Annotated in this window: 14 protein-coding genes; 6 read left to right on the forward strand and 8 right to left on the reverse strand. The window is 46.8% G+C overall.

Going from position 1 to position 21,171, the window contains the following annotated elements:
* Positions 1-67: 67 nt before the first annotated feature.
* The 6 genes from F458_RS0113105 to F458_RS0113130 all read right to left on the reverse strand — a co-directional run bounded on the left by F458_RS0113105 (position 68) and on the right by F458_RS0113130 (position 6,562).
* Entirely contained in the window at positions 68-1,210 is a 1,143-nt protein-coding gene (locus F458_RS0113105; RefSeq protein WP_018983885.1) for a sensor histidine kinase, read from the reverse strand.
* Between the two features lie 128 nt (positions 1,211-1,338).
* On the reverse strand, positions 1,339-2,214 hold the full coding sequence (gene nadK / locus F458_RS0113110; protein WP_018983886.1) for an NAD(+) kinase: 876 nt from the start codon (positions 2,212-2,214) through the stop codon (positions 1,339-1,341).
* Positions 2,215-2,283: 69 nt separating this feature from the next.
* Positions 2,284-3,054, reverse strand: a complete 771-nt coding sequence (locus F458_RS0113115) for a 3-hydroxybutyrate dehydrogenase (protein ID WP_018983887.1) — start codon at positions 3,052-3,054, stop codon at positions 2,284-2,286.
* A gap of 11 nt (positions 3,055-3,065) precedes the next feature.
* Positions 3,066-4,046, reverse strand: coding sequence for an extracellular catalytic domain type 2 short-chain-length polyhydroxyalkanoate depolymerase (locus F458_RS0113120; protein WP_018983888.1), 981 nt, complete (start codon positions 4,044-4,046; stop codon positions 3,066-3,068).
* On the reverse strand, positions 4,043-5,248 hold the full coding sequence (locus tag F458_RS0113125; RefSeq protein WP_156824250.1) for an E22 family MetX-like putative esterase: 1,206 nt from the start codon (positions 5,246-5,248) through the stop codon (positions 4,043-4,045). Before F458_RS0113125 ends, F458_RS0113120 begins: the two co-directional genes overlap by 4 nt.
* 18 nt (positions 5,249-5,266) lie before the next feature.
* Complete coding sequence (locus F458_RS0113130) at positions 5,267-6,562, reverse strand: GntP family permease (protein ID WP_018983890.1); 1,296 nt, start codon at positions 6,560-6,562, stop codon at positions 5,267-5,269.
* Positions 6,563-6,770: 208 nt separating this feature from the next.
* Here F458_RS0113130 and F458_RS0113135 point away from each other — a divergent pair, with 208 nt between their 5' ends.
* The 3 genes from F458_RS0113135 (at position 6,771) to hxpB (ending at position 11,300) form a co-directional block, all read left to right on the forward strand.
* The gene (locus F458_RS0113135; protein ID WP_018983891.1) at positions 6,771-9,101 is read left to right on the forward strand and encodes a TonB-dependent receptor; all 2,331 of its coding nucleotides are present in this window, start codon (positions 6,771-6,773) and stop codon (positions 9,099-9,101) included.
* 157 nt (positions 9,102-9,258) lie between these two features.
* Positions 9,259-9,900, forward strand: a complete 642-nt coding sequence (locus F458_RS0113140) for a response regulator (protein WP_018983892.1) — start codon at positions 9,259-9,261, stop codon at positions 9,898-9,900.
* Positions 9,901-10,634: 734 nt separating this feature from the next.
* Entirely contained in the window at positions 10,635-11,300 is a 666-nt protein-coding gene (gene hxpB, locus F458_RS0113145; protein WP_018983893.1) for a hexitol phosphatase HxpB, read from the forward strand.
* A gap of 190 nt (positions 11,301-11,490) precedes the next feature.
* Here hxpB and F458_RS0113150 read toward each other — a convergent pair whose 3' ends face one another.
* Positions 11,491-13,131, reverse strand: a complete 1,641-nt coding sequence (locus F458_RS0113150; protein ID WP_018983894.1) for a methyl-accepting chemotaxis protein — start codon at positions 13,129-13,131, stop codon at positions 11,491-11,493.
* A gap of 289 nt (positions 13,132-13,420) precedes the next feature.
* Here F458_RS0113150 and F458_RS0113155 point away from each other — a divergent pair, with 289 nt between their 5' ends.
* Positions 13,421-14,716 (forward strand): alginate export family protein, encoded by a 1,296-nt coding sequence (locus F458_RS0113155; RefSeq protein WP_018983895.1) that lies wholly within the window; start codon positions 13,421-13,423, stop codon positions 14,714-14,716.
* A gap of 128 nt (positions 14,717-14,844) precedes the next feature.
* Here F458_RS0113155 and F458_RS0113160 read toward each other — a convergent pair whose 3' ends face one another.
* Positions 14,845-18,210, reverse strand: coding sequence for a PAS domain-containing hybrid sensor histidine kinase/response regulator (locus tag F458_RS0113160; protein ID WP_018983896.1), 3,366 nt, complete (start codon positions 18,208-18,210; stop codon positions 14,845-14,847).
* Between the two features lie 262 nt (positions 18,211-18,472).
* On the opposite strand from F458_RS0113160, the gene grpE reads away from it, so the two are divergent.
* Positions 18,473-19,123 carry a nucleotide exchange factor GrpE gene (gene grpE / locus F458_RS0113165; RefSeq protein ID WP_018983897.1) on the forward strand — a complete coding sequence of 217 codons (651 nt, stop codon included), beginning with the start codon at positions 18,473-18,475 and terminating at the stop codon, positions 19,121-19,123.
* Between the two features lie 97 nt (positions 19,124-19,220).
* Positions 19,221-21,149, forward strand: coding sequence for a molecular chaperone DnaK (dnaK, locus tag F458_RS0113170; RefSeq protein ID WP_018983898.1), 1,929 nt, complete (start codon positions 19,221-19,223; stop codon positions 21,147-21,149).
* Positions 21,150-21,171 lie beyond the last annotated feature (22 nt).

Below are 21,171 nucleotides of genomic sequence, written 5' to 3' on the forward strand. Positions count from 1 at the left end.
GTAAAAAATAGTGACACTTTGGTATGAGGAGTGGTAAGTCTCATATGGCAGTTGAACGCTACAAAACCTACATATACTCAGAAAATGCAGAACCCGGTGGATGGGCTTCATTTTTTATCGCGATACAGAATGTAGTGCCGGTCGCCTGATCACTTTCAATCCAGGCTCTGCCTTTATGTGCTTTTGCTACCAGTCTCACCAGATATAGTCCCAGACCCCAGCCTTCTCGTTGTTGATCGCGTCCTCCCGTATGGCGGGTTAAAAAATCAAACATGGAGTTCTGTTCATCAGGTTCAATGTAAGAACCTTCATTGTGAACGCTTATCTCAATTTCATTCTCATTTTGTTTTAATGTTAGTGAAATAGGCGTTTCGACGCTGCCATATTTAACGCCATTGGAAATAAGATTTTCTACTACCCTTAAGATGGACATGTGGTCACACACAACCGGCGCTGAATCTAACTTGGTTGAAAAGTGAACAGGGTTGTCATAAACCTCTTGCGCTTCGTTGGTGGCGACTTTTAGCTCGGTTACCATGTCTTTCTTTTCGAAGCGGAAGGTCATGCCTCGTCCTGCTTCAAGTTGTGTGGTATCTAACAGTTCGCTAATTAAACTTAAGGACCTTTCAAGACTACGCTTTATAGATCCAAACACTTTTTCAGCCGGAGAAAGTCCCAGTTCACCAATTTCAACATAGCTTCTTGCAACAGAGATAGGGTTACGCAGATCGTGAGCGATCACACTTATGAGCTTTTCCTGAACCTCATCCAGTGAGTTAGAAAACTGCTGCGCAGCTTCGGCACAACTGGTCTCTATAAAGCGGTCAATGATCTCGGCCGTGGTCAGACAAAGTATCTTCTCAGCATAAAGCATATTACGTAAAACTTGTCTGAGCATCGAATATTCCTGGATCACCTGCGCCACGGTATACTTTGAAACGGTTGCACGGGACCGTCCATGCTCATTACTGTATTTTGCGTCAAAATCAATGGCGTCTATTTTGGTTATATCATCGCCAGGCTTTGCATCAAAAGTCTGTAACTCTTCTACCAGATTGGCCACAAAATAAGGCAGGTAGTTGCGTACAATTAAATCCGGCGCGTTATTGGCTGCGCTCAGTGTTTTGTTGGCGAGCGCTTCCCATTGCGAAAAAATCTGCTCTTTATGCGCCTCAAGATACTGGCCGCATTCCCTGGTATTTACAGACAAGCTTACTTCCTCTCTATTTACTAGCGATACGGCTCGTTTAACGAGCCAATCTTACGTTGTTTATTACTGGTAAAGATTGCATTTTAACACGACTACCGATGAATTTTAGAACGGTTGTTAGCCTGCGATCAGTACAGTTTAGATCCCCAGCTCAGTTTGTTCCTTAAGACATTGAAATAATTATAGCCTTTGGGATGAACCAGAGAGAGCTTATCTTTACTTTTTTGAACGCGGATTTCATCGCCGGGAAGGACGGGCAGGACGATATGGCTGTCGCAGCTTACCTGCAGACTGTCAGTATTGGCTCGGGATACGCGCATGGAAATAATGCTGTTTGCATCCACTACAATGGGGCGGCTACTCAGTGTGTGGGGAAACATTGGGACCATTGTCAAAGCGTCCAGCCGTGGCATCAGAATAGGACCGCCTGCCGACAACGAATAGGCTGTAGATCCAGTCGGTGTGGCGACAATCAAGCCATCTGAGCGCTGGCTGAAGACAAACTGCTCATCAATATAAATTTCAAACTCCATCATGTGGGCTACCTTACCGTGATGAAGTACAACCTCATTGACGGCAGTGTTGCTGCTTTTGAGCTTTTCATAGCGGTACACGCCGACCTCTAATAAAAATCGCTGTTCCACAATGGCATGGCCAGCAAAGATAAGATCAAGCTGTGCGGTAATATCATCAGGGTGAATATCGGTCAGAAAGCCCAGATTGCCTCTGTTAACACCAACCACATCTATGTCAAAGCGAGAGAGTACGCGGGCAGCACCCAGCATACTGCCATCTCCACCGACGACCACAGCAAGATCAGCATTTTTGCCGATAGCCACTAAATTTTGTGACTCAAGATCCGGCTCCTCCAGTTCCTGCTGAATATGTTCTTCTAAAATCACAGCGCATCCACGAGAATGCAGATAGGTAATTAAGTGTTTAAGGCTGGTGCGTGTTTCTGTGTGACCGGGTTTGCCAATCAGGCCGACCGTTTTGTAGGGCATAGTGTGCAAATGTCCTTGGCAGCAGGAATGCTTCGGACATTAGCACAAAAAAGAAGGCAAATGAAAGTGTTAGCGTGCGGTCCAGCCGCCGTCTAAGACCATGGTCTGGGCGGTAATATTGCGGGCCGAATCACTCATGAGAAACCGCGCTGTTCCGGCTAATTCCTCAATGCTGATAAACGCTTTTTTAGGCATCGGCTTGAGCATGATTTCATTGATCACCTCCTCTTCGCTGATCCCATTTTCCTTCGCCTGATCAGCAATTTGTTTCTCTACTAAGGGTGTTTTGACATAGGCAGGGCATAGTGTATTGATTGTAATATCCGCTGTACCAACTTCCAGTGCGACGGTTTTAGCCAGACCCAGTAAACCATGTTTGGCTGATACGTAGGCAGACTTGTAAGGTGAGGCGACCAGCGAATGGATCGAGCCAACATTAATTATTCGGCCAAAGTTTTGTGCTCGCATGTGCGGTAAAAAAGCCTGGGTAAGTAGCGCAGGCCCTACCAGCATGATATTAATCAACTGCTGCCATTTATCAGCCGGAAACGCCTCCAGGTTCGACACATGCTGTATGCCAGCATTATTGATAAGTATATCCACCGGCGTCTTACTGAGTTTATCTGGCAGAGCTGACACTGCCTGTGTGTCGGTTACGTCAATGCCAACAGCGCTCGCGCTAAGTCCTTTATCCGACAATACGTGGGCCGCCTTTTCAGCCGCCTGCTCGTCAATATCTGCTAAAATAACATGATGGCCATCGCCAGCCAGGCTTTGCGCAATACCAAACCCTATACCGCTGGCGCCACCGGTGATGAAAATATTTTTTGCTTGCGTCATAAGTAACCGTCCTATTGCCGGGCAAATGAATCGATGAATGCTTTAACTGCTTTAATCTGTGCGCCGTCACGCGTGGCATAGTCAGCGCCGGTATAACCCCACCAGTCCCAACAGCCCTGTGGGTTAAGTGGCATAAATAGCGACTTTTTTGTTTGTGGGTAGATAACCACCAGATTGTTATCGTCAGCCCAACGGTTGAACCCTGCGTTGTCTACATAAGCCTTACCGACTTCATTGGCATACTGATCACAGCCGTGAAATGACACGTGAACCTGGCAGTCGTTGCCTTCTTTACAGCTTTTAGGCACGTACGCGTAGCCTGTTTTTGCCAGAGTTTCAGCATTTTTACCGCCAATACCAGCCTGGTCAAAGGTAACGACTTCGCCGGTGAGGGTATCATCAGGCGCTGTTACATTTTCCAGCAGATGCGATAACGCTTTGCCAGCAGCATCATAACCACAGTCGCCGATATAGGGGGAGGCCGAACTGTCGCACGTCACACCGCTATTACGGGTAGGGAATAAGTGGCCGAAGGGCTTATCACGAACATATTCAATAGTGTCTGCATTGAGCCAGCTTTGATACTGCTTGTGCAGCGTATCAGTGACACTTTGCGCGACCCGTTCATCTTTTGTGCCATGGAAAAGCCAGACACGGTGATTTTTCAGATTATTCAAATCGGCTATTTTTCCCTCATCAGCCCATTTCTTAGCTTTTGAGGCGAACACATCTAGGGGGATTTCGGTTTCGGATTTGTCAACACAGGCACCCAGTGCAATCGTAATATCATTTTGCGCACAATAGTAGGGGCCGGCACTAATGATGGCCGCGCCTTTAACCCAGTCACTATGGGCTATATGAAACTGATTCGCCATGTATCCGCCAGAAGATAAACCAGAGACAGTGACATTGCGGGTGTCGAGATTCATTGTTGCTGCCGCAGGTGCAGCAGAAAACATGGCCAGCCCAAGTGTTATTGTATATCCTTTCATTCGTTCCTCGCTGATTTATCTGCTAAAAAGGCTTTGAGCCGTTCACCCTGTTCCTGTATATCTAACACACCTTCAAGGTGACCGAGCGAGCCTGTAAGTTCCTGATAATGACTGATTTTACCTGCTTGTTGTAACTGCTCGTGAGTATGGGCAGAGAGATACGGCATTAACAGCAGATCACTGGTAGCAGGCAAAAACAAACTTTTTGCCTGAATTTTGCTCAATCCTGCCTGCAGGCTTTTCTGATGGCCGGCAACGAATAACTGGCATGCGCGAACTAGATACAGCAAATGATTAGCATCCATTTTGTCAGCGCGACTGCGGGCGCGGTCTTCCAGCCAGGTCACGATAGAGTGCGATTGACGGATATCGTTTAAAGGTGCAGATTCAAGGGCCTGATAATCTAATTGCTCCCCCTGTTGATTAAAATATTGCGGATGCAGCGCTTGCTGTGTAATCAACATCAGGGAGGCTACCAAACCTTCAGTGGGCGGTGCCTGTTGGCTATAATTACCATCAGACCATTTTGGATCCAGCTTGATGGGGCGCGCCCAGTGTTCCAGCGCCGCAGTGGTCCAGGCATCACTTTCACCGGTTCCGATAATTGCTGCCACACGCGGTACCCATTCAGGATATGCACTGGCCCAGTCAAGTGCCTGCATAGAACCCATCGACGGACCAATAACTGCATGCAGTTTGCCGATCCCCAGCGTCTCCAATACCGCTTTTTGCACGTTGACAAAATCCCGGATAGTCACCACTGGAAAATCAAGCCCATAGGGCTTACCGGTTGCCGGATTTATACTAGCCGGCCCGGTAGTGACAACATGCTCATCATACGCAGACAAATTGGCCAGAGAATCCACACTGATAACAAAATATTGTTCGGTATCAATCGGCTTGCCAGGGCCAATGATGGCGTCCCAGTAGCCAGGCTGAGTGTCGTCTGCACTATATTTTCCGGCAGCATGAGAAGAACCAGAGAAATAATGGGTGATAAGAACAACATTATCCTTACTTTCATTAAGCTCGCCGTAGCTTTCCCAGCCCACTTTTACCTCGGGTAAAGTCTGCCCTGAAAAGAGCGGAAAATCTGTTGCTGTAAAGACCTTTTTTTCGACCAGCGGCAATGCTTGAGCAGGCCAAACACTTACCAAAATCACAATGGTAAACAGCGCCGGCAGATTGACTGCAAATCTCATCATCTGTAATTCCTTTTTTTAAAACAGTGTAAAGAGCGTAATAGCCATTCCTAAACCGATAAGCGGGGTGACCACAGTCAAGGCAGCCACCGGTCCGTAGGCTGCCTGATGGGTTTCACGACAGATAGCTCTGATGGTTGTGACAACATAGCCGTTGTGAGGCAGCGAGTCGAGTGCACCTGAAGAAATAGAAACGATACGATGCAGTTCTTCAGGTTCAACACCCTGGTCAAGATAATGCGGGGCAACCAGCGGCAGGACAATGGCCTGGCCACCGGATGCTGACCCGGTAAGACCTGCAATCACACTCACTGCAATGGCGGCGCCTAGCAGCTCGTTGCCAGGAATTTGCGTCATTAAATCAACGGTTGACATAAACGCGTCGGTATTTTTTGCAATGCTGCCAAAACCGACTACGGCTGCGGTATTACCGATAGCAACCAGCGCGCCTGTGGTGCCTGTATTAATCGCCTTGGGCATATCCTGAAAGTGGCGGTAATTAACAATCATCAAGGCCAGCACGCCGCCGGCCAGAGCGACAATAAGTGCATACTGGGCAATAGCATCATGTAAAAAGAAGGAGAGCAGTAATACCACCAGCAGCGGAATCAGCCCTGTTATAGGATTTGGATAATCCCGTTCAGGAATATCCGGATCGTGCTCTCTGGCATCAAATACTTCACCGTCAGCTACGGCTTTACCAATCATACGCTTGAGCCACCAATAGCCAAAACATGCCATGAATACCGCCACTACCAAACTGACTTCCCAGGCAGCAAATGGTGAGGTTCCCAGATATTTAATGGGGATCCAATTCTGAATCTCCGGTGAACCTGCGGAGGTCATCGTAAAGGTTACCGAGCCAAAGGCCAGTGTCGCCGGGATAAAGCGGCGAGGCAGGTTGGCATCTTTAAACAGACTAAGAGCCATGGGGTAGACAGAAAACGCCACGACAAAAAGGCTTACGCCGCCATAGGTTAAAATTGCGCAGGCCATCACTACTGCTAGGACGGCTTGTTTGAAGCCGAGTTTATCTACAATCCAGCGCGCCAATGAGTCTGCTGCGCCGGTATCTTCCATAAATTTACCGAAAATAGCGCCCAGCAAAAACATGAAAAACCAGGCGGCGATAAACCCGGAAAACCCATTCATGTATAACGTGACAAAGTTTTGTTCACCGGCAAACAGAGGAATGTTATTGGTAAATGCAACGATGAGTGCACACAGCGGGGCAGCAATGAATAAATTCATCCCCCTGATGGTTAAAACTATTAGCAATACCAGGCCCAGCAGCAGACCAGTCATACTCAACATAATGCGTTTCCTTGTATTTGTTCTGTGACCGCAGAGCCTCAAAGGAACCCAATTATTCTGACCATAGCTTTCGCGATTTGACATAGTACGATGGTACTACGTACTAAGGTACTAGTTACCTGTGTCAAAAAAACCTCTACATTAATTTTCGACCGCATCCTTTAAGAAAGCGAATTCTAAAAGATTGTTACAATAATAGGGACCTGTTATGAAACACACCCATACAAAATCGCTTGGTTTCAGCCGTACACTGTGCGCGGCTGCTGTAGCTACGGCTTTTACCTACGCGCCGGCTACACTTGCTCAGGATAATAATGCCGAAGAACAAGAACAAAGAGGCAAGCTTGAAAGAATAGAAGTGACTGCTCGAAAAACCGTGGAAACGCTGCAGGAGGTACCTGTGGCAATCACATCACTGGGTGCTGCGGAGCTTACCGAAAAAGGTATCAGTGTACTGACCGAAGTACAGCAATTTTCGCCCAACACCACGTTGCAGACCAGTCGTGGTACTAATTCGACCTTAACCGCCTTTATTCGAGGGCTGGGTCAGCAGGATCCATTGTGGGGCTATGAGCCGGGTGTCGGCATCTATATCGATGATGTCTATATTGCTCGACCGCAGGGTGCCGTTCTGGATCTATTAGATGTGCAGCGTATTGAGGTACTGCGTGGTCCGCAGGGAACGCTGTATGGAAAAAATACAATTGGTGGTGCGGTAAAATATGTAACCAAAGAAATGACGGGAGACCCTCAACTGAATATTGAAGGCACCGTCGGCAGTTACAGCCAGCGTGATGTTAAAATAACCGGTCAGTACCCACTGATTGATGACAAGGTTTATCTTGGGTTTGGTTATGCAAACCTTAATCGTGATGGATTTGGTGAATATCTGATATTGGCGCAGCCTGACCAGGACAACGAAAACTATAACAAAGATTTGTGGGCGGCCCGCTTGTCACTGGAAGTCCATGCAACTGATGATTTATTTTTCCGCTTTGGCTGGGACAAAACGGAAGATACCTCCAACGCTAAAGGGGGGTATCGGCTGCTACCAAGCTTGCGCACAGAAGCGCCGCAACCGGATTCTGTGTATGACTCTTACTCCAGCTTGCCAACCTGGAACAAGGTTGAGTTAGACGGCTACAGCTGGATGGCCCGATACGATATTAATCCGTCTATGCAGGTTAAATATATCGGTTCACACCGTGAAAGTTACTCGCCTACCAATATCGACTTTGACAATACGCAACTGGATATCTTTGATGTTCCGGCGATTTACGAAGATGAGAATGACACCCACGAACTGCAATTTAATTATAGCGGGGACGGGATGACGCTGGTTAGTGGTTTGTACTATTACGACGGCGAGTCATGCGGGGTTTTTGATGCTATCCTTGGTGTGCTGGGCCGCGACTTTGCCGCTGCCGGCGTATTTCCTGAAGGAACCCCTGGGTTCACTCGTGAAGTATCAGGGTGTAATAACAGTGAAAGCTGGGCGGGTTATGCGCAGGTAAACTATGACATTTCGGATAAATTATCGGTATCAGTAGGCGCCCGATATACTGATGAAGAAAAACAGGCTACTGTCAATAATGGTACTGTGCTTTACAATCTATACCCTGAAACCGGCTGGATAGATGGTTTTGTGCGCCCGGACGAAGTGCCGATTCCCCAGGTTTTGGGGACCGATACTGACAACGACGGTATCTTAGATGCGCCTGCATCCCAAAGCTGGTCACGGTTTACCCCGCGTTTAGGTGTGGAGTACTACTATTCCCAGGATGTGATGTTCTTTGCCAGTTATGCCCAGGGATTTAAATCCGGAACATTTAACCCACGAGCTACCACCAACGAGCCGGGTGTCGACCCTGAAATTGTGGATTCATTCGAAGTGGGAATGAAGAGTGATCTGACTGACAGCTTCCGTTTAAATACGACCCTGTTTAGTTACGATCACCAGGACCGTCAGTATATCGGTATTGAAGGCAACGCCAATGATCCTACAGCGCTTCAGCAGCGTTTGCGCAATGCAGCGGAAACTGCAGCAAAAGGTATCGAAATCGAGGCGACCTATGTAGCCACTGATAATCTTTCGTTTGATGTTACGTACGGGTATATCGATTTTGAAATAAAAGAAAACAACGCAATTCCTCCATTGATTGGTTTAGCCAGTACACCGGAAAATACACTGAATCTGGCGGCTACTTACTCGATGGACACGGAGTACGGCTTCTTTACTTTCAACACGAACTATTATCACCGCGATGAGTATCTGGTTTTTGAGACCAGCGATCTTATTCAGCAGGATGCTTACGGCATGCTCAACGCAAGCCTGAGTTGGGAGAGTGTTGAGGGCGACTGGTACGGCGGTCTTCACTTCAAAAACCTGACTGATGAAGAGTATATTGTTGGCGGTTATGACTTTGTGGAACGTAATGAGGATGGCAGTCTGGCACCGGGGCTTGGCAACGATACAACGCTGATCAGCTACTACGGTGATCCGCGGACCGTACATTTAACAGTAGGCTATCGTTTCTAACCAATAGCTTATAGATGAGCCCCTGCGACATGCTTGTTGCAGGGGCTATATTTCCTTTCCGTCAGCCGTTTAATTGGCAAAGCTTCTTCCCCTCAGCCTTAGTTTGCATTAACATCGGTGTTATTGTTTTCTAACAAGGTAGTAACACAAGTCTCGCATGTCATCTCATGTATTAATTGCCGATGATCATCCGTTGTTCCGCGCCGCTATGTGTCAGGCACTGGCCGGAATAGTCGGGCCCTCTCCATTGCAGGCAGCTTCTGTGGAAGAAACCCTCTCTTTACTGGCAGAGGATGAAAATGTGGATCTTGTCTTTTTAGATGTAAAAATGCCGGGCAATGAGGGGCTTACCGGACTAAGTGAAATTCGTTCGCGTTTCCCTAATGTTCTTATCGTAATTGTATCTGCCCACGATGACCCGGTACTTATTCATAAAGCTATCGATTTAGGCGCATGCGGATATATCCCCAAATCCTCTTCGCTTGAGACAATTTCCGCAGCGGTAACCCAAATTTTAGATGGAGAGCAATGGCTGCCAGCAGATATGAGTATGCCGGTAGTCAGTACGGAAGATATAAATAATCAGCAACTGGCTGACCGTATTGCGTTACTTACGCCCCATCAGTTCAAGGTATTGAAATTGCTTTCCCGGGGGATGTTAAATAAACAAATCGCCTATGAACTCACTATTTCAGAGTCTACCGTAAAGCAACATGTTTCAGCGATTTTGCGAAAATTAAACATGATGAACCGGACCAAGGCCGGTGTCGCCTTTCGACACATGATGGATGTCGAATAGGCACTCTACGGTAACCGGCTCGGCGCCGCAGACGCAGCTGCGTTAATTGCTACCGTCATCCCGGTGAAAGGCCGGGATCTACAACCATTTCTCGTGGAGCTCGATATTACTGCGATTAAAAGAGCTTTGCATATAGGTCGCGCCAGTCAGGATTGACCTCTGATATTATTTTATTCTTCCATTGCCGATTCCAACGTTTCAGGCGTTTTTCGCTGACTATCGCATTTTCCATATCTTCAAATCGTTCGAAATAAATGAGTTTAGTAAAGTTGTATTGTGATGATTGGTTAGAATATAAACGCTCGGTGTTTTCATCTTAAAGTCCCTTTCATGTGTTCAGTAACAATTTAGTTTCTTGAACTGGATAAGAAAAGGACGGTTTTTGATTAGTCAGCATGATTGAGAGATTCCGGCCTTTGCCGGGATGACGGAAACTTTTCATGTGGAGCGAACATTGAATTTTTCGCCTTACAAGGAAGCTGATTTTGCACGGCGGGTATAATACACTATTAGCGTTTCGAGGGAATAATGCATGAAGCTAGTCAAAGAATTTATAAGAACCCTTGTCCGCTTTTGAAAGAATCCTTATCAGGCCCTTTCTGTAATGATTTCAGTTGCAACATGCCTTTGGCGTATAGCATCTTGCCAATTGTTTTTTTAATGAAATTTGTTATTCAAATAGAAAGGATGACAACGACTCATCGGGTGAATATTATATTTTTAATGGAGTCTATATGATACAAGCAGTAATTTTTGATATGGACGGAACTCTCATTGATTCAGAGCCTCTGTGGAAAGAATCCGAAGAAGAGGTTTTTTCATCTGTCGGTGTCAAAGTATGTGAGAAACTTTCTGCTAAAACAGCCTCTATGACGACGCGAGAAGTAACAGAATTTTGGTATAACCATTTTCCGTGGGCCGGTAAAAGTCTAGAAAACGTAGAAAATGAAGTTATTGACCGTGTAGCAACACTTATCACTGAGAAGGGTGAGTCACTGGATGGCGTAAAGCAAGTTCTAGATTTTTTTCATAGAAAGGGTCTGAGAATAGGCTTGGCGACAAATGCTCCTGCCAGATTAATTCCGGTCGTTCTAAATAAACTTGGTATATCTAAGTATTTTTATTGTACATCGTCTTCGGAGCACGAAGTTCAAGGAAAGCCGCATCCAGCCGTTTATTTAACAACAGCAAAAAAATTAAAGGTTAATCCTTCAAAGTGCATTGCATTCGAAGATTCGTTATCCGGAATTATCTCTGCCCAAAAGGCGAATATTAAGACTGTCGCAGTTCCACACTGGTCAGAGTTTACAAATAAAAAATATAATTTATCTCACCTAAAAATCAGTCGATTAACAGACTTTAACGATTTTCATCTAAAAGAATTAGCAAATTATGTATAGGTATACATACGCAGAGTGAGGCCAGAGCTATGCTAGCTCTGGCCTCATATGAGTTCTGGCGTTGATTCCAGGCGCTCTGTAAAACTGCCAGAATCGACATAAATCACTACTGCTAATTATCTCCCGACGATTGTCCATGTTGACCAACTTCACTTTTGCAGTTGAAAAAAGGATACGCTTACACTCTTGTTCAAATCGTAAATCGTCCCACATTTTCCCCAATACCGTGCGAGACTCGATTTATCTTTTGGCTGACACCGGCTGCAAGCTTAACTGCGTCTAAGGCTTGATGGCTTAATGTATTGAGCGAGGTAATATTAGTGTTCACTTCGCTGACGACTTCACTTTGCTGCTCGGTAGCTGAAGCAATCTGATAGATGCGATCGTTAGCATTTTCTACAGACACAGTCACCAGTTGGAGGGATTCTGACACACTGGCAGAGACTTGCACCACCTCATCCATTTGACTGGCGCCACTTTCTATTGCTTCTACCGCTTCACTGACACCCCTTTCAAGTTTAACTACCATTTGATTGATATCTTCCGTAGATTGCTGAGTACGGCTAGCCAGCGAACGAACCTCATCCGCAACCACTGCAAAACCACGTCCCTGATCGCCCGCTCGTGCAGCTTCGATAGCTGCATTTAACGCCAGCAGATTGGTCTGTTCAGCGATCTCACGAATAACATTCAGTAACGAAGTGATATTTTTTGATTCAACAGCAAGTTTTTGAATGACCTCGCTGGCATGAGAAATGGTTGAGGACATCTGAGAAATACTTTGGGCTGAGTTATCCACAGCGGTGCGCGAAGAGGCAGTTTCCCGGGTAGCATTTTGTGTATCCTGTAATGCATTTTGCGAGTTTTCTGCAACCTCTTTTACCGCATGACTCAGCTCGCTGACTGCGGTAGAAATTTGTTCCAAGTTAGTATTCTGTTGGGCTGTTGTCTGTTCAGAAGATACTGCCGACTCAGCCAGTTCACTAACAGAGAGAGTCAGGGCATTAGCATCATTTTTAATCGCTGAAATAAGTGTATGAAGATTGTCCATTAACGCATTAAATGCGGTAGCCAAAACGGTTAGCTCATCTTTACCTGAGGTATCCAGCCGTTGGCGTAAATCTCCTTCCCCCTCGCTGATTTCTTCGATCATTGAGGTAAGTTTATTAAGACGATAGGTCACTAATCTGGGGCCAAATATAATGCTCCCGATACAGGCTAAAATTGTTAATACAACAGCAATGATGAGGTACCACATTTGTTGGTCGCTGGATGCCAGGCTTTCTTGGGTAAGATTGACCGAGAGTGTTTGGATGGATTCGCCAGCACGATCGTAATTGTTACGCAGCGTATCAAAAGTGCGTTGACCTTCGTTATTAAAAAGAACAGATGCTTCACCAAGGTTGCCCTGGGTAATGAGAGTGATGATATTATCCGTCACAGCTTTCCAGGCGGTGAAATCGTCAGCGAACTGGCTGATACTTTCTTGTAAACTTGGATAGTCACTCATCATTGACCGAACGGTATTCATCCGGTCCCTGGCTTGCTGAGCATTCTCGCTATACACATTAATATACTTGTCAGCCTGGCCTGTATTGAGGCTTGTTGCAATCATCAGATTCTGCAGCGCGCCCTGAGCCTGATACAAGTCACGGTCAGCATTAAGCGACAGGTTCTGCGCTTCGCTAAAAACATTGGAAATTGTTGCGGTATTTACACTTAGAAATCGACTGTTGGATATGCTTATGGCACTCACCACTAATACCAAAAGTGAAATAAATGCCAGTGGCACGGCAAACTTCTGCCGAATGGATAAATTATCGAACTTCATGATATTTACGCCTTGATTTAGAGTGAGCAAGCTATCGGGATTGACAGTTTTTGCTAAGGATAGTCGCTTTCTGTATGACCAATTTAACAATCTGCTTTACACGAGAAACATTAGCCGCACTTTATTCGCTCAACAATTCAACTTTCTACTAATTTTAATATGCAATTCAGTTCTCCTTATAAACGAAAGTTCAACTGCACAATAATTTGTTTGCTCTACACTACTTTCCGATGTTGCCAAAAATATAGCAGTTCACATTGATATTTAAGGTATGAAGTGAGAAGTAAACATGCGTAAAAAGTGGGTAGGAAGTAAATTAGCAAGCTGGGGAGTGGTGGCGTTATGCAGCGTGTCCGTTTACGGTCAGGCCGCAGAGCCAACCTTCGATGTTAGTGGTTCATGGCGATTGCGCCTTGAAGCGCTTAATAATCCTATATTTCCTGTTGAAGAAGGAATGCGGACTCAACATAACCAGCGGCTTTCCTCCCGTGTTCTGGTTAAAGGTGAGATGCACTGGGATGCTGTTGATGCGGTAGTTGAAGTTCAGGATTCTCGCGCCTGGCTGGACAATAACGATCCCACTTTAACCGCCTCGCAAGTCAATACATTAGAACCGCTTCAATTCTTCTTGCGCTATTCACCTGACCAGATTGAATACATTGATAACCTTACAGTAGGGAGGGTTGCACTGGATCACGGTAGCCGCAGGCTGATGTCAAAAGGAGTCTTTAGAAACGCAATTAATAACTTTGACGGTGTATACACTGACGGACATTGGCAGAACTGGCAGGTGCGGGCATTTTATTTGTTACCGGTTAGTCGATTACCCTCAGATAAACAACTAGTGGCGGATAATGCCCGAGCATTTGATAAGAGTTTCAACGACCGGCGCTTCTTTGGCTTATTTGCTCATAGTGACGATAAACAATGGAATTTACACAGCTACTGGCTAAAAGAGCAAGACAGTCCAGAGTTAGCCACAAAAAACCGGGACCTCTACACGTTAGGAGTCGAGTTCACCGAGACACTGGCAGAGGTATGGCTGGCTAATATCGAAGTGATAGGCCAGACCGGCACATCGCGGCAGTCATCCAGTCCCGCTGATACTACCGATTTAGATCATCGAGGCTGGCTTGTACACGCAAGTTTGGGACGTGCAATTACCGCCAATACCGTGTTGAAAGGGGAGCTTGATCTGATCAGTGGCGACAATGACAGATCGGACAATACCATTCACGACTTTGACGGCTTATATGGAGTCAGACGTTTTGATTTTGGGCCCACCGATGTCTACCAGGCATTACCCCGAAGAAATCTCACCGCGCTGGGTGCCAGAAGTGTAAGTAAATTTAATGGTAAGCAAAATCTGATGCTGGGGTATAAATCGTTTTGGTACCAGCGAGCACCGCAAGGGGTAGACGATTTTATCGGCCATCAGGTTGAAGCACGCTTGCGTATCCAAACTACGCCTTCGCTAAGGCTGGAGTGGGGCGGCGCATACTTACTTAAAGGTGAAGGCTTCGAACGAGGCGCTTATCCGGATAATTCAATTTACGCCTATACAGCGTTTCTATACAAATTTTGATGATTTCATTCCGGGTGGTTCGCTATGCACAAGCCCTATCATTATAGAGCGGCGTGGCTACCCGGTTTTATCGCATGTGTACGATATGGGCAAACTAACCGTTGAAATCTTTCATCTTTGCGATGGCATTAAACCGGACCTCTAAAATAACCCAGTTCCCGCATTATAAGATGCTTTAAGGCGGCGGGCTTGACCGGTTTAGACAGATAAAACAGATCATTTTGTTGAGCCTGCTCACGGATCCCTTCGCTACGGTTTGCAGTGATGAGAATACCTGGCACATTTAACTGCCAGTACTCCCGCAATGTGGTCGCGGCTGCAATACCTGTCTGACCAAAATCCAGATGATAATCTACGATAAGAATATCCGGTGCACGAGGGCATATTAACAATGCCTGATCAACGGTTGCAGCCGATGTTATTGTTGCGCCCCATTGCGACAGTAATAATGTCATAGCCTTTACAATCTGCGGGTCATTTTCCACCAGCAAGACTGATGTTTTAGCCAACATTGCAGAGGGTTGAAGAGGGGAGTTTTCCACTACCTCTGAGTATGGGGTTTTATCTTTGCAGCGGGGTAGAAGAACGCGAAAAACAGTGCCTTTATTTATCGACGATTGCAAATCCAGAGGATGGTGCAACAGCTCACTCATTCGCTCTACTATTGTTAATCCCAGGCCCAGCCCCTGATTTTTATGATGAGGGGAAAGCTGCAAAAATTCAGCGAATATATTTTGCTGTTGGTCGACAGGAATACCCGGCCCTGTATCGTAAACACATAAAGCAACTTGCCCCGGGCCCAGTCGCCTCATCCCTATTATCACGCCACCATGATCGGTATAACGTACTGCATTGGACAGCAGGTTTTGTGCAATCCGACGCAATAATTGTTTATCGGAGCGCACCACAAGCGACGTTTTTACATAGCGCAAACGCAGATTCTGCTGGCTGCTGATAACGGAAAACTCTTTAACCAAAGGTGCAAGTACATCGTCGACGCAAAACTCACTAAATTGCGGGACGAGCTTGCCAGATTCCAGTTTTGTCATATCCAGTAGCATCGAGAGTAAACTTTCGGCACTGTTTAAGGAGCTGACAACCCCCTGGGACAACTCTTCCAGTTCACTTGCCGCTGTCTTTTGTAACAGCAGCGAGGCAAACAGCGTGGCTGCATTAAAAGGCTGCATCAAATCATGTCCGGCAGCGGCCAGAAAGCGTGTTTTACTTTCATTGGCGCGTTCTGCTTCGAGGCGGGCAAGTTGCAACTCTTCGGTGCGCTGCCTGACGCGTTCCTCAAGTACCTCTTTGGACTCTTCCAACGCTTCCTGTATCTGAATATATTCAGTAATATCGCTGTAAGTTGTGACATATCCTCCCCCGGGAAGTGGACTGCCATTGAGCTCTATTACTTTGCCATCGGGCTGCTTGCGAATATATTTATAACACGTGCCCTCGCGCATAAATGCAATGCGCTTGGCGATTTCGTTATCGACGTTGTCGGTGTCGCCTAACAACCCCCGTCGCGCATTGTATTGTAGTAAGTTTTCGATATGCATGCCGGTTTCCAGCACGCCCGTGGGATAATTGAACAAGGCTTCGTACCTGGTGTTCCAGGCGAGAAGACAAAGGTGATGATCAAGCACGCTGATGCCTTGCTGAATATGCTGCACCGAAGATTGCAGCACTTCATGATTAAACTGAAAAGACATTGATGCTTCTTCTACCCAGTCAACCAGCTCCGGTAATTCATGATGGCGGGATTCTGCCAGTGCACTAAGCAATACCCGCGCCCCCGGCGTACCCACCTGAGAAGCCAGCAGCCGCTCTACTTTCTGCAGTAGTCCGGCGCTAGCATAGCCGTTGCCCGATTTGCTGGTAGTATTCAACTGCCCGCTAAGCTGAGCCTGTTCATCAGGCTCCAGAACGCGTTGGGTAAGTTCCATCAGATTCGCCACTCTTATCATTAGTGCGGGCGTCTTGGTGGGTTCGGCTACCTTTGATGAAGCCCGTGCGCGGGTCATCAAACTGACCAGAATAAAAGCGATAAGATTCACCAGCAGGCTTAAGATAAAGCCACCGGCAAGCTCGCTGTCACTTGGCGCTGGATCAAAATAATAGCTCGAAAGCAGGCTTGGGTAGAGTACCCAGCTAAGCCAGCCGCAAAATCCAGTAAGCAGCCCCAGACAGGCGCCCTTTACAGTAGCCCGGGACCAAAACAGTCCAAGTAACATCGTCGGCAGCATTTGTCCGAGCAATGCTATGGCGATAATACCGCTTTTGACCAGCGGCGCTGACTGACTTACATTCAGGTGATACCAGTAAGCAACGGTTAAAACGACTAATACCGTAATACGGCGAATGGTCAGTATGCCACTGGCCTGCATTGTATTCACCGAACGCTTTTTAAGGCGAATAGTAAGCCATAATGGGGTAATCAGATTATTTGCGATCATCACTCCAAGGGCCAGGGTTGCAACAATTATCATACTGGTGGTGGCGGATAGACCACCGATAAATGCAGCCAGCGATACCGAAAGATTAGATTGGGAGAGCGGTAATGCCAGCACAAATTCATCGGAGCTGATAAGCCGGGTGTCCAGAATCATTGTTCCAGCCAGCGCCAGAGGCAGAACAAATACAGTCATGCTGAGCAGGTACAGAGGAAACAACCAGCGGGCAGTGCGTAATTCTCCATCGCCATTACTTTCCACAAAGTTCATGTGAAATTGACGAGGCAGAACAAACATCGAACAAACGCCCAGCAACATATGACCAAGGTAAACCCAGGGCGCAGTGTCTGAGTAAATGATTTCCCGCGCTTCAGCATGGGTGGCGGCTTGCGCAAACAAATCGAACGGGCCGTCAAACAACACATAGCAGGCAAAAATACCTACCACTGACAGGCCCACTAGTTTTAATACCGACTCTAGAGCGATGGTGAGTAACAGGCCCGGATGCTTTTCTTTCAGACTCAGGCTGCGGGTGCCGAAAAGGATGGCGAACAATGCCATCAGGGCGGCCACATAAATGCCTACGGTATTAAGCCCCTGACTGGCATCAGGGGCCAACAGATTGATACTCTTGGTTATTGCATCCAATTGCAATGCGATATAGGGAATAACCCCAATGAAACACAGCGCCGTTATTAACCCGGCAATAAGGTGGGAACGTTCATAGCGCAGGGCAATAAAATCTGCCAGCGAACTTATATTGTGTTGCTGGCACAACCGGTTAATGTGGACCAGCACTGGGAACATGAACATCATGACCAACACAATACCGGCGTAGGTAGGCACCACGGCCCAGCCAAATTGAACCGCCTGAGTGGTTGTGCCAAAAAAAGCCCAGGACGTGCAATGGACGCCGAGTCCAAGGCTATAGAGCACCGGGTGCTGTTGGTTGGCTTTCAGGTACTTATCACCGACAAAGGCGACAACGAACAAAATCGTCAGATAGCCAATCACAATGGCACCGACTGTCCAGATACTTAGCATGTAAATAAAGAGTAAAAAGAGTTGCTGTCCAATAACATACCGCAACTCTTAGCGGCAGGACAGTATTCTATCCCACAATTCTTATACGGTTACCCTTGAAGCTGAATAAACCAGCCCCATTACATATGGCCACACGCAGTCAGCATTGAATTTGAAAAAATTAAATATTGAATTTTTTTTTACTCAGGGCTGGAAAAATTACTGAACGACCCTATTGAAGGGGTAATCAAAAATTGCCCTGAATATTTAGCTGGAGGTAGGCATGAGCGATAAGCGCGACGAGCAGGCGCAGCAAGAAACAGACGCTGAGGTAACCGTGGACAATGTACAGGAAGAAGTACAGGACGTGCCGGTTCAGGAAGGTGAAGTTGTCAGCGAAGACAAAGGCCCCTCTGATGATAGCGATGCCCAGCAGCGCATCTATGAGCTTGAAAATGCGCTAAGCGAAGCGGAAGCAAAGATCAAAGAACAGCAGGAAGGGGTATTGCGCGCCCGTGCTGATATGGAAAATGCCCGCCGCCGTGCTGAAGCCGAAGTAGAAAAGGCCAGAAAATTTGCCCTGGAGCGGTTTGCCGGTGAGCTCCTACCTGTAGTGGATAACCTGGAACGGGCCATTGAGGCCGGGGACAGCGCCAATGAGGCAGTAAAACCGCTGCTTGAAGGTGTGGAAATGACGCAGAAATCATTTATCAGCACTATCGAAAAGTTTGGAGTACAGCCTATCGATCCGCAGGGCGAAGTATTTAATCCTGAATTGCATCAGGCTATGTCCATGCAGGAAAGTGCTGATCATGAGCCGAATACGGTAATGATGGTTATGCAAAAAGGGTATGAATTAAATGGTCGTCTGCTAAGACCGGCCATGGTGATGGTAGCTCGTGCGCCGGACAGTGGCGTGGATACCAAAGCCTAAAAATACGCAAAAAGTTTTGCGGTTAAGTATTGAAAAGTGGCGGGAATAACCCCACTAATTGTGCAGAAATTAAAGAACATATTTTCGGAGACACGTAATGGGTAGAATCATTGGTATCGACTTAGGTACAACGAATTCATGTGTCGCAGTTTTAGACGGCGACAAACCACGCGTTATTGAAAACGCGGAAGGCGATCGCACCACGCCATCAATAATTGCTTACACCAGTGATGGTGAAACGTTAGTCGGTCAGTCGGCTAAACGTCAGGCGGTTACTAATCCAGAAAACACGCTGTTTGCTATCAAGCGACTCATAGGTCGTCGCTTTGAAGATAAAGAAGTACAGCGTGACATCGACATTATGCCTTATCAAATTACCAAGGCTGACAATGGCGATGCATGGGTTGGTGCTAAAGGCGAAAAAATGGCGCCTCCGCAGGTATCTGCAGAAGTACTGAAAAAAATGAAGAAAACCGCAGAAGACTATCTGGGTGAAGAAGTAACTGCTGCCGTTATCACAGTACCTGCTTATTTTAATGACTCGCAGCGTCAGGCAACAAAAGATGCCGGTCGTATTGCAGGGTTAGAAGTAAAACGTATCATTAACGAACCTACTGCCGCTGCCCTTGCTTATGGCATGGATAAGCAGAAAGGCGACAATGTAGTAGCTGTGTACGACCTTGGTGGTGGTACTTTTGATATCTCAATTATCGAAATTGACAATGTCGACGGTGAGCACACCTTTGAAGTTCTGGCTACTAACGGTGATACGCATTTAGGTGGTGAGGATTTCGATAACCGCATCATTACCTATCTGGTTGATGAGTTTAAGCGTGAGCAGGGTATCGATCTGCGTAAAGATCCGCTGGCCATGCAGCGCTTAAAAGAAGCGGGCGAGAAAGCGAAGATCGAACTATCTTCTGCACAGCAGACTGAGGTTAATCTTCCTTATATTACTGCCGACGCATCAGGCCCGAAACATCTGGCTATCAAGATCACCCGCGCCAAGCTGGAATCATTGGTAGAAGACATGGTTAAAAACTCGCTGGGCCCGGTGAAACAAGCATTAGCTGATGCTGACTTGTCGGTCAGCGATATACAGGACATCATTCTGGTTGGTGGTCAGACACGTATGCCACTGGTTCAGAAGTACGTTTCTGAGTTCTTCGGTAAGGATCCGCGCAGAGATGTGAACCCAGACGAAGCTGTTGCTGTAGGTGCTGCCATCCAGGGCGGTGTACTCTCTGGCGATGTTAAAGATGTATTGCTTCTGGATGTTACGCCGTTGTCTCTTGGTATTGAGACGATGGGCGGAGTGATGACTGTTTTGATTGAGAAAAACACGACTATTCCTACTAAGAAGTCGCAGACATTCTCAACAGCAGAAGATAATCAGTCAGCTGTAACAGTGCACGTATTACAGGGTGAGCGTAAGCAATCCAGTGGCAATAAGTCACTTGGTCAGTTCAACCTAGAGGGTATTCGACCTGCAGCACGCGGTGTACCACAAATCGAAGTAACATTCGACATCGATGCTGACGGTATCCTACACGTATCTGCAAAAGATAAAGATACCGGCAAAGAGCAGAAAATCACTATCAAAGCGTCTTCCGGTCTTAACGAGGAAGAAGTCGATAAAATGGTAGCGGATGCCGAAGCTAATAAAGAAGCCGACAAGAAGTTTGAAGAGTTGGTTCAGGCGCGTAATCAGGCAGATGGCATGGTCCACGCAACCCGTAAGCAGCTTGAAGAAGTTGGTGATGCGCTATCAGAAGAAGACAAGGCGCCTATTGAGCAGGCAATTTCTGATCTTGAAACTGCACTGAAAGGTGAAGATAAGGAAGAAATCGAAGCGAAAACCCAGGCTCTGGTTGAAGCTTCTGGCAAGCTAATGGAAGCCGCGCAGGCACAAGGCGGACAGCCTGGTGCTGAGGCAGGCGCTGAACAAACACAGCAGGAAGGTAAAACTGACGACGATGTCGTAGATGCTGAGTTTGAAGAAGTGAAAGACGACGACAAAAAGTAAGCTGTCGTCCCATTCCGCCTGA

Source organism: Salinimonas chungwhensis DSM 16280 (assembly GCF_000378185.1).
GTDB classification, from domain to species: domain Bacteria; phylum Pseudomonadota; class Gammaproteobacteria; order Enterobacterales; family Alteromonadaceae; genus Alteromonas; species Alteromonas chungwhensis.